Source organism: Marinobacterium weihaiense (genome assembly GCF_019061305.1).
In the GTDB taxonomy this organism is placed as follows: Bacteria; Pseudomonadota; Gammaproteobacteria; order Pseudomonadales; family Balneatricaceae; genus Marinobacterium; species Marinobacterium weihaiense.
The window spans coordinates 167,681-175,718 of record NZ_JAHQZT010000009.1 but is presented as its reverse complement, the minus strand read 5'-3'; the positions used below and the strand labels follow the sequence as shown (position 1 = coordinate 175,718).

Annotated in this window: 8 protein-coding genes; 7 read left to right on the top strand and 1 reads right to left on the bottom strand. The window is 56.8% G+C overall.

The window, feature by feature from the left end:
- Positions 1–250 precede the first annotated feature (250 nt).
- Together KTN04_RS09400 and KTN04_RS09395 are read left to right on the top strand one after the other, a co-directional pair.
- Positions 251–505: an FAD assembly factor SdhE gene (locus KTN04_RS09400; protein WP_217334966.1), complete on the top strand. Its 255-nt coding sequence runs from the start codon at positions 251–253 to the stop codon at positions 503–505.
- Positions 483–953, top strand: a complete 471-nt coding sequence (locus KTN04_RS09395) for a hypothetical protein (protein ID WP_217334965.1) — start codon at positions 483–485, stop codon at positions 951–953. The genes KTN04_RS09400 and KTN04_RS09395 overlap by 23 nt, the downstream gene beginning before the upstream one ends.
- Here the strand turns inward: KTN04_RS09395 and nadB are convergent.
- Positions 907–2,544, bottom strand: coding sequence for an L-aspartate oxidase (nadB, locus tag KTN04_RS09390; protein WP_217334964.1), 1,638 nt, complete (start codon positions 2,542–2,544; stop codon positions 907–909). The genes KTN04_RS09395 and nadB overlap by 47 nt on opposite strands.
- Positions 2,545–2,785: 241 nt before the next feature.
- On the opposite strand from nadB, the gene rpoE reads away from it, so the two are divergent.
- The 5 genes from rpoE to lepA all read left to right on the top strand — a co-directional run bounded on the left by rpoE (position 2,786) and on the right by lepA (position 8,037).
- Positions 2,786–3,373 carry an RNA polymerase sigma factor RpoE gene (gene rpoE / locus KTN04_RS09385; RefSeq protein WP_217334963.1) on the top strand — a complete coding sequence of 196 codons (588 nt, stop codon included), beginning with the start codon at positions 2,786–2,788 and terminating at the stop codon, positions 3,371–3,373.
- 44 nt (positions 3,374–3,417) lie between these two features.
- On the top strand, positions 3,418–4,239 hold the full coding sequence (locus KTN04_RS09380) for a MucB/RseB C-terminal domain-containing protein (RefSeq protein WP_217334962.1): 822 nt from the start codon (positions 3,418–3,420) through the stop codon (positions 4,237–4,239).
- Positions 4,240–4,242: 3 nt separating this feature from the next.
- A complete protein-coding gene (locus tag KTN04_RS09375) occupies positions 4,243–4,677 on the top strand; it encodes a SoxR reducing system RseC family protein (protein WP_217334961.1) in 435 nt (144 codons plus the stop codon).
- Positions 4,678–4,694: 17 nt separating this feature from the next.
- Positions 4,695–6,098, top strand: coding sequence for a DegQ family serine endoprotease (locus KTN04_RS09370; RefSeq protein WP_254262469.1), 1,404 nt, complete (start codon positions 4,695–4,697; stop codon positions 6,096–6,098).
- A 139-nt stretch (positions 6,099–6,237) separates the two neighbouring features.
- Complete coding sequence (lepA, locus tag KTN04_RS09365; RefSeq protein WP_217334959.1) at positions 6,238–8,037, top strand: translation elongation factor 4; 1,800 nt, start codon at positions 6,238–6,240, stop codon at positions 8,035–8,037.
- Position 8,038 lies beyond the last annotated feature (1 nt).

Genomic DNA, 8,038 nt, shown 5'->3' with positions numbered 1-8,038 from the left:
TAGTGTGGGGCTTCCCCATGTGAGAGTAGGTCATCGCCAAGCATTTATTCAGTGAAAACCCCGGTCTCGTTGAGATCGGGGTTTTTGCGTTTGGGCTTCTGCTCCGGCTACTGCCACGGTGCGTAACAACCAGGGTCTTGTCGCTTGTCACACGCGCCTACCTGTCAGAAGGTCTGGGGATGGTCCTACCGTGTGTCTAAGGGTAAGATGCAGACCATGTCTTTGTTGTTAAATGCACCGGGAAATGCAGATGTATACAGAAGATGATGTCCGTCGTCTGACTTGGCAGTGCCGTCGTGGCATGCTGGAGTTGGATGTATTGTTTGTGCCTTTCATGCAGGAAGCTTTCCGTGATCTGCCACTGGAAGATCAGGAGCGCTTTGTAAAGCTGTTGGACTGTGAAGATCAAGATCTGTTTGTATGGTTCATGCAGCGTGAAGAACCGGCCGATCCTGACCATAAGCGGATTGTGGACCTGATCCTTGAACGCGTTCAGCCCGATTGAGGTGCATGTGCGCAGTGGCGACAGGCCGTTGCGCATTCTATACCTGTTGACGTTTTCCATCGGCATACTGGCTCTGGCTGGTATGCCGATGGAAAGTGATCGCAAATGGCTGTCCTTGATCAGCTATGTGATGACAGGAGGTTTGATTTGCCGGCTGCAGTTGAGAAAGTGCCGGGAGGACCGCATCATGAGCCTGAATTGGGATGTGGAGCACAGAATGATGTCGGTGCTGACGGGCTCCGGTCAGTGGGTACCCGTTGATGAAATTTGTCGATCTCTTTCCATTCCTGGCATTGTGCAATTGCTTGTTGTGCAGCGTCGGGACAGAGGACTTCCCTGCTGGCTCTGGCTGACTCCTTATTGCCTCTCACCAGACTCTGCCCGGCGTCTGCACGTGGCCATCACTTTGGCTGCTCCTCTCGCACCGCCCCCGGCCACTGAAAATTGACCGGTGCCAAGATTGTGTCCCGGCGCTCCTGTGATGCGGCCGGGTAATCCAGCGTGTAGTGAAGGCCACGGCTTTCCTTGCGGCCGATAGCGCTGCGAATAATCAATTCAGCAACGGTGGCCAGGTTGCGCAGCTCGATCAGGTCGGCACCGATACGGTAATTGCTGTAATACTCAGCAATTTCCTGCAACAGAAGTTCGATACGATGCTGTGCCCGCTGCAGGCGCTTGGTTGTGCGCACGATGCCGACATAGTCCCACATGAAGCGTCGCAGCTCATCCCAGTTGTGTGAAATGATAACGTCCTCGTCTGAATTGGTGACCAGCGATTCATCCCACTGGGGAATTTCGACCTGCTCCCGTGCGTTGGCACCGGTTTCCCGGGTGATGGCATCCGCTGCGGCCATACCGAGCACGATGCACTCCAGTAGTGAGTTGGAGGCTAGACGGTTGGCGCCATGTAAACCGGTAAAAGCCGTTTCACCAATGGCATACAGGCCATCCAGGTCCGTTCTGCCATGTTCATCTGTCATCACGCCGCCACAGGTGTAGTGAGCCGCAGGCACGACCGGAATCGGATCACGGGTGATGTCGATGCCATACTCCAGGCAGCGCTGATGGATGGTGGGGAAGTGCTCGCGGATAAAACCTGCTGGCCGGTGTGAAATATCCAGATAAACGCAGTCACATCCCAGGCGCTTCATTTCATGGTCGATGGCGCGTGCCACGATATCCCGGGGAGCGAGTTCGGCGCGCTCGTCAAAGTCGGGCATGAAACGGGTACCGTCCGGCAGCAGCAGCCGTCCTCCCTCGCCACGCACCGCTTCACTGATCAGGAATGATTTAGCCTGCGGGTGATACAGGCAGGTTGGATGGAACTGGTTGAATTCCATGTTGGCTACACGGCAGCCGGCACGCCAGGCCATGGCGATGCCATCGCCGGTAGAGCCGTCACTGTTGCTGGTATACAGGTAAGCCTTGGCTGCACCGCCAGTGGCCAATACGATCTGCCCGGCTCGGAAGGCCTGTACGTGACCGGTATGCTTGTTCAGGACATAAGCACCCATGCAGCGGTTGTTTGGCAGGCGCAGTTTGCGCCGGGTGATCAGGTCAATGGCAACGTGCTGGTCCAGTAGCGTGATGTTGCTAGCGGACCGTGCCCGTTGCAGCAGAATTTCATGAACCGCCCGGCCGGTTGCGTCCGCGGCGTGGATGATACGACGGCTTGAGTGGCCGCCTTCCTGCGTCAAGTGATAGTGGTCGCCTTCACGTGTAAAGGGTACGCCCTGGTCGATCAGCCACTGTATGCCGGCGGCTCCCTGTTCAACGATATGCTCTACGGCACCGGGTCTGCTCAGGTGAGCGCCTGCAACCAGCGTATCGTGGATATGATCCTGACAGCTGTCTGACGGATCCAGGACGGCCGCAATGCCGCCTTGTGCCATCCAGGTCGATCCACTTTCAAAGGAGGCCTTGCTTAGAACGGCAACACGGGTAGAGGAAGGCAGCTGCAGGGCTAGCGTCAGACCGGCTGCGCCGCTACCGATGACCAGTACATCGTAATCCAGAGGGGTGCCTTGGCTAGAGCTCATATTCACATTCCGTACGTTTGCTGCGATCTATTATGGGGGCTCAAACCGATGAGTGTAAGCCTGACAACCAACTAATTTTTCGGGAACTTAAGTCAGGGTACAGGTTCTTACCATTGCGTGCCTGCTGTAGACATGAGGTTGCAATGGATTAGGTCGGCGTTACATACTGCATCGATTTGAATAAGCCCCTTGTGGTTCCTGCAGGGGATGATAGTCGCAGTGACTTAATTAAGGATACCGAGTGTCTAACGAGAGTCAGGCAGCCAGTGATCAGGTACTGGTCAAGCGTGTACAGGCGGGCGATAAACACGCCTTCGATCTTCTGGTCAAGCAGTACCAACACAAGATCATCGGGCTGATCGGCCGCTATGTATACGACCAGCACGAAGCGATGGATGTTGCCCAGGAGGCATTTATAAAGGCCTACCGGGCGCTGCCGGGCTTTCGTGGTGACAGTGCCTTTTATACCTGGCTGTATCGCATTGCGATCAATACGGCCAAAAACCATCTGGTATCGCGCAGTCGGCGGCCACCGGATGTTGACGTTGATGTGGACGATGCGCAGTACATCGGCAATGAGTCAGAGTTGCGAGATCTGGATACGCCAGAGCGTTCACTGTATCGAGATGAGCTCGAGCGGGTGGTTAAGACGACACTGGATCGTCTGCCAGAAGACCTGAGAGTGGCGCTCACTTTGCGCGAGTTCGAGGGAATGAGCTATGAGGACATTGCCAATGTGATGGAGTGTCCCGTCGGTACCGTCAGGTCGAGGATCTTCCGAGCACGAGAGGCGATCGACAAGGAGATCGCCCCTCTGCTCGCCAATTAATCGAGTTGAAAGATGTTTGCCCTTATGGCACTCGAGGAATAGCCATGCATAAAGCTAACGAATCCATCTCCGCACTTATGGACGGTGAGGTTGGCGAATTTGAATTGCGCCGTACACTGGAGCAGATTCAACACACCCCTGAACTTAGACAGCAGTGGCGTCGCTATCAGGTGGCTCGTAGCAGCCTCAAAGGCGAAGCCCAGTCTCAGGTAAGCATCGACATCAGCGGTGCGGTTATGTCGGCCTTGGAACAGGAGCCCAGCTATCACGTATCGGCCTATGATGCCCCGGCCACGCCCGCCCGCCGCAGTGCTGTCAGCCGCTGGTGGCGCTCGGTCAGCAGTATGGCGGTGGCGGCTTCGGTCACGGCCGTGGTTATTCTCGGGGCCGGTAACTTCTCCGATGCGCCCTCGCCGGCGCCGGGCTTTGCCCTGCCGGCCGGCGATGCATCCCAAGATCTCCTGCGCACCCGACTGGGCGGCAGTGCACCGGTTTTGCCGCAATATGAGTCTGCGGATGTGATACGGCTATCTGATGGACTGAAGAAATATATTGATCAGCACCAGCATTTGATCAGTGCCCAGCGCGCCCCTCAGTGGAGCACGCGCTGGATGCCGGAAGGCTACTCTATCGTGCGCCATGAGTTGCTCCCGCACGGCGAGGTTATGGTATTTGCCAATGGCCGTGACGCCTTTTCGGTTAGCGTGGAAGAGTTGGGGCACCAGAGCCTTCCTGAAGGTGTCGCCCAGGCGGATGGCTACATTGCGGTTGGCAAGCAGCGTGGCGAGCACTTCGTCACCGTGGTCGGTGATGTCCCTCTGATGATTGCCGATCGTATCGCCAGTGCCGTGCAGCCCGAGCGCTAATCCATGATTGAAGAGCTTGCCGTCGTCAGTGCCATTGGGCACGACGGCGTGCGCGTCATAGCGGCGCGCAACAGCGCCTGTGCCCAGTGTGCCAGCAAATCGAACTGTGCCACTGGCGTGCTGTCCGAGTGGAGAGAAGGCAAAACGGTTGAGATTGATGTCGACAACCCGGATGCCATTCTCGTTTCCCCCGGACAGCAGGTGATGATCGGGCTTGAAGAGGGCAGTCTGATGCGCGCATCACTGCTGTTGTATCTGCTGCCGCTGGCTCTGCTGATTTTGGGTGCCCTGGTTGGCAGCGGGTTTGCCTGGCCCGAGTGGCAGCAGGTGCTGTTGTCACTGGGACTGATGATGATCGGTTTTATAATGGCTCGGCGCTGGAGTAGCGGACGCATGACAGGCAAACGCTATCAGCCGGTATTGCTCAGAACTCTGTGAACAGAAAGGTGACTTTAATGAAGCGCATTAAATTCAGTCTTGTTCTTGTGTTTGCCTGCCTGCTGGCGCCTTTGGCCCACGCAGCAGCGTTGCCGGATTTCACCGAACTGGTTGAGGAAGCCTCGCCAGCAGTCGTTAACATCAGCACGGTGCAGAAGCAGGATGGCGGACGCATTTCCACGCCATTCGGTCAGTTTCATGGCCCCAACGGCGAGGACATTCCCGAGATTTTCCGTCATTTCTTCCGTGATATGCCCCAGTTTCGTGAGCGCCCACACAAGGCGCCTCAATCACTGGGTTCTGGCTTCATCATCTCGCGTGACGGCTTCATTCTGACCAATCACCATGTCATTAAGGACGCCGACCAGATCATGGTGCGCTTGAACGATCGGCGAGAACTGGAAGCGCAGGTGGTAGGGTCCGACCAGCGAACCGATGTGGCGTTGCTGAAGATCGATGCCGACAACCTGCCGGTGGTTCGTCTGGGACAATCTGATGAGCTCAAGGTGGGCGAATGGGTGCTGGCCATCGGTTCTCCCTTTGGATTCGATCACAGTGTCACTGCCGGTATCGTCAGTGCCACCGAGCGCGCCCTGGCCAATGAAAACTATGTCCCCTTCATTCAGACCGATGTTGCCATCAACCCCGGCAATTCTGGTGGCCCCTTGTTCAATCTGGAAGGGGAAGTGGTTGGCATCAACTCGCAGATTTACACCCGCTCTGGCGGCTTCATGGGGCTTTCATTTGCCATCCCGATCGATGTGGCCCTGGAGGTCTCCGAACAGCTCAAAGGGCAGGGCTTTGTCGAGCGTGGCTGGCTGGGCGTGATCATTCAGGAAGTGAATCGTGATCTGGCCGAATCCTTCGGTCTGCGCAAGCCTGCCGGTGCCCTGATTGCCAAGGTATTGCCGGATAGCCCGGCCGGTGCGGCCGGTTTGCAGGAAGGTGATATCATCCTGTCCTTCAATGATCATGCGGTCACCTTGTCATCTGACCTGCCGCCGCTGGTCGGGCGCGTCAAGCCGGGCGAGACGGCTGAGGTGGAAGTTATTCGTCAGGGCCGTCGCCAAACCATTGATGTCACCATCGGGCGCTTGCCGGACGAGAATGTCCAGGCTGCCGTGCCGGCAGAGGAGCCGGTGGAGACCAGTCGTCTGGGGCTGGTCGTGGCACCGCTGCCGGAAGAACTGCAGGAAAAGTGGAACTTGCGCTCCGGCGTTATTGTCGAGCGGGTTGAGGAAGGCGCGGGTGCACGCGCCGGCCTGAGCCGTGGCGATGTCATTACCATGCTCAACGGCGAGCGAGTGGAAACCCTGGAGCAATTCAAGCGCATTGTGGCCGATTTGCCGGACAAGCGATCGGTGCCGGTGCGCATCGTGCGCCGGGGCAGTCCGCTGTTCATTGCGCTGAAACCAAACTGAGTATTGTATCAAGGGGGCTTTGGCCCCCTTGTTTATTGTGGGGGAAGGGGAGCCGGTTCTGATGACCTGCTACCCCTTCTTGCGTTAAACTGCGTGCTTCTTATTAACCTGTTTTCAGCTGGAGTCGGGTAGCCCTATCGTGAGTAACCTGAATCATATTCGTAATTTCTCGATCATCGCCCATATCGACCATGGCAAATCCACCCTGTCGGATCGCATTATCCAAACCTGCGGCGGGCTGTCGGACCGTGAGATGGCGGCTCAGGTACTCGACTCTATGGAGCTGGAGCGTGAGCGCGGCATTACCATCAAGGCTCAGAGTGTCACGCTGGATTACCATGCCAAAGACGGCAACACTTACCAGCTGAACTTCATCGACACCCCGGGGCATGTGGACTTCTCCTACGAAGTGTCTCGCTCGCTGTTTGCCTGTGAAGGTGCGCTATTGGTCGTTGACGCCGCTCAGGGGGTTGAAGCCCAGTCGGTCGCCAACTGCTACACCGCCATCGAGCAGGAGCTGGAAGTACTGCCAGTGCTGAACAAAATGGATCTGCCGCAGGCAGACCCCGATCGCGTGCGCCAGGAAATCGAGGAAGTGATCGGCATAGATGCGACCGAAGCCATCGCCTGCTCAGCTAAAACCGGCATGGGAATTGAGGATGTGCTGGAAGCGCTGGTGCGTGTTATACCGCCGCCGGAAGGTGATGTGGATGCACCGTTGCAGGCGCTGATCATCGACTCCTGGTTTGACAACTACCTGGGCGTGGTATCGTTGGTGCGTGTCAAACAGGGCACGTTGAACAAGAAAGACAAAATCATCATGAAGTCTACCGGTCAAGCACACCAGGTCGATTCGGTTGGCATTTTTACGCCCAAGCGCAAGGAAACCGGCGTACTGCGTGCTGGTGAAGTCGGCTTTGTGGTTGCAGGTATCAAGGATATCCACGGTGCTCCCGTAGGTGACACCCTGGTGCCCGCCAAACAACCGGATGTGGAAAGCCTGCCGGGCTTCCAGAAGGTTCAGCCGCAGGTCTATGCCGGCCTGTTCCCGGTCAGTGCCGATGATTACGAAGATTTCCGTGATGCATTGGAAAAGCTGACCCTGAACGACGCATCCCTGTTCTATGAACCGGAAAGTTCCGACGCACTCGGGTTCGGTTTCCGCTGTGGCTTCCTGGGTATGCTGCATATGGAGATCATCCAGGAGCGTCTGGAGCGCGAATACGACATGGATCTGGTAACCACCGCGCCAACCGTGGTGTACGAGATCGAGCTTAACAACGGTGATGTCGTCTACATCGATAGCCCCTCCAAGCTACCGGACCCTGGATCCATCCGCGAAATGCGCGAGCCGATCGTGCTGGCCAATATTCTGGTACCGGAAGAGTATTTGGGTCAGGTCATCGGCCTGTGTGTGGAAAAGCGTGGTGTGCAGAAAAACATGCACTTTGTCGGCAAGCAGGTACAGGTCACCTACGAGCTGCCGATGGCGGAAGTCGTACTGGATTTCTTCGACCGCCTCAAGTCGGTCAGTCGCGGCTACGCCTCGCTGGAGTACAACTTCCAGCGCTTTGAAGCCGCCAAGCTGGTGCGCATGGATATTCTTATCAACGGTGAACGCGTGGATGCGCTGGCGGTGATACTGCACCGTGACAATGCCGAATACCGCGGTCGTCAGTTGTGTGAAAAGATGAAAGAGCTGATTCCGCGACAGATGTTCGATGTGGCCATTCAGGCGGCACTGGGCGGTAAGGTTATCGCCCGTACCACCGTCAAGGCGCTGCGCAAGAATGTAACCGCCAAGTGTTACGGCGGTGACGTTAGCCGCAAGAAGAAACTGTTGGCGAAACAGAAGGAAGGCAAAAAGCGCATGAAGCAGGTGGGCCGTGTGGAAATTCCGCAGGACGCTTTCCTGGCCGTGCTTAAGGTCGACAGTTAAG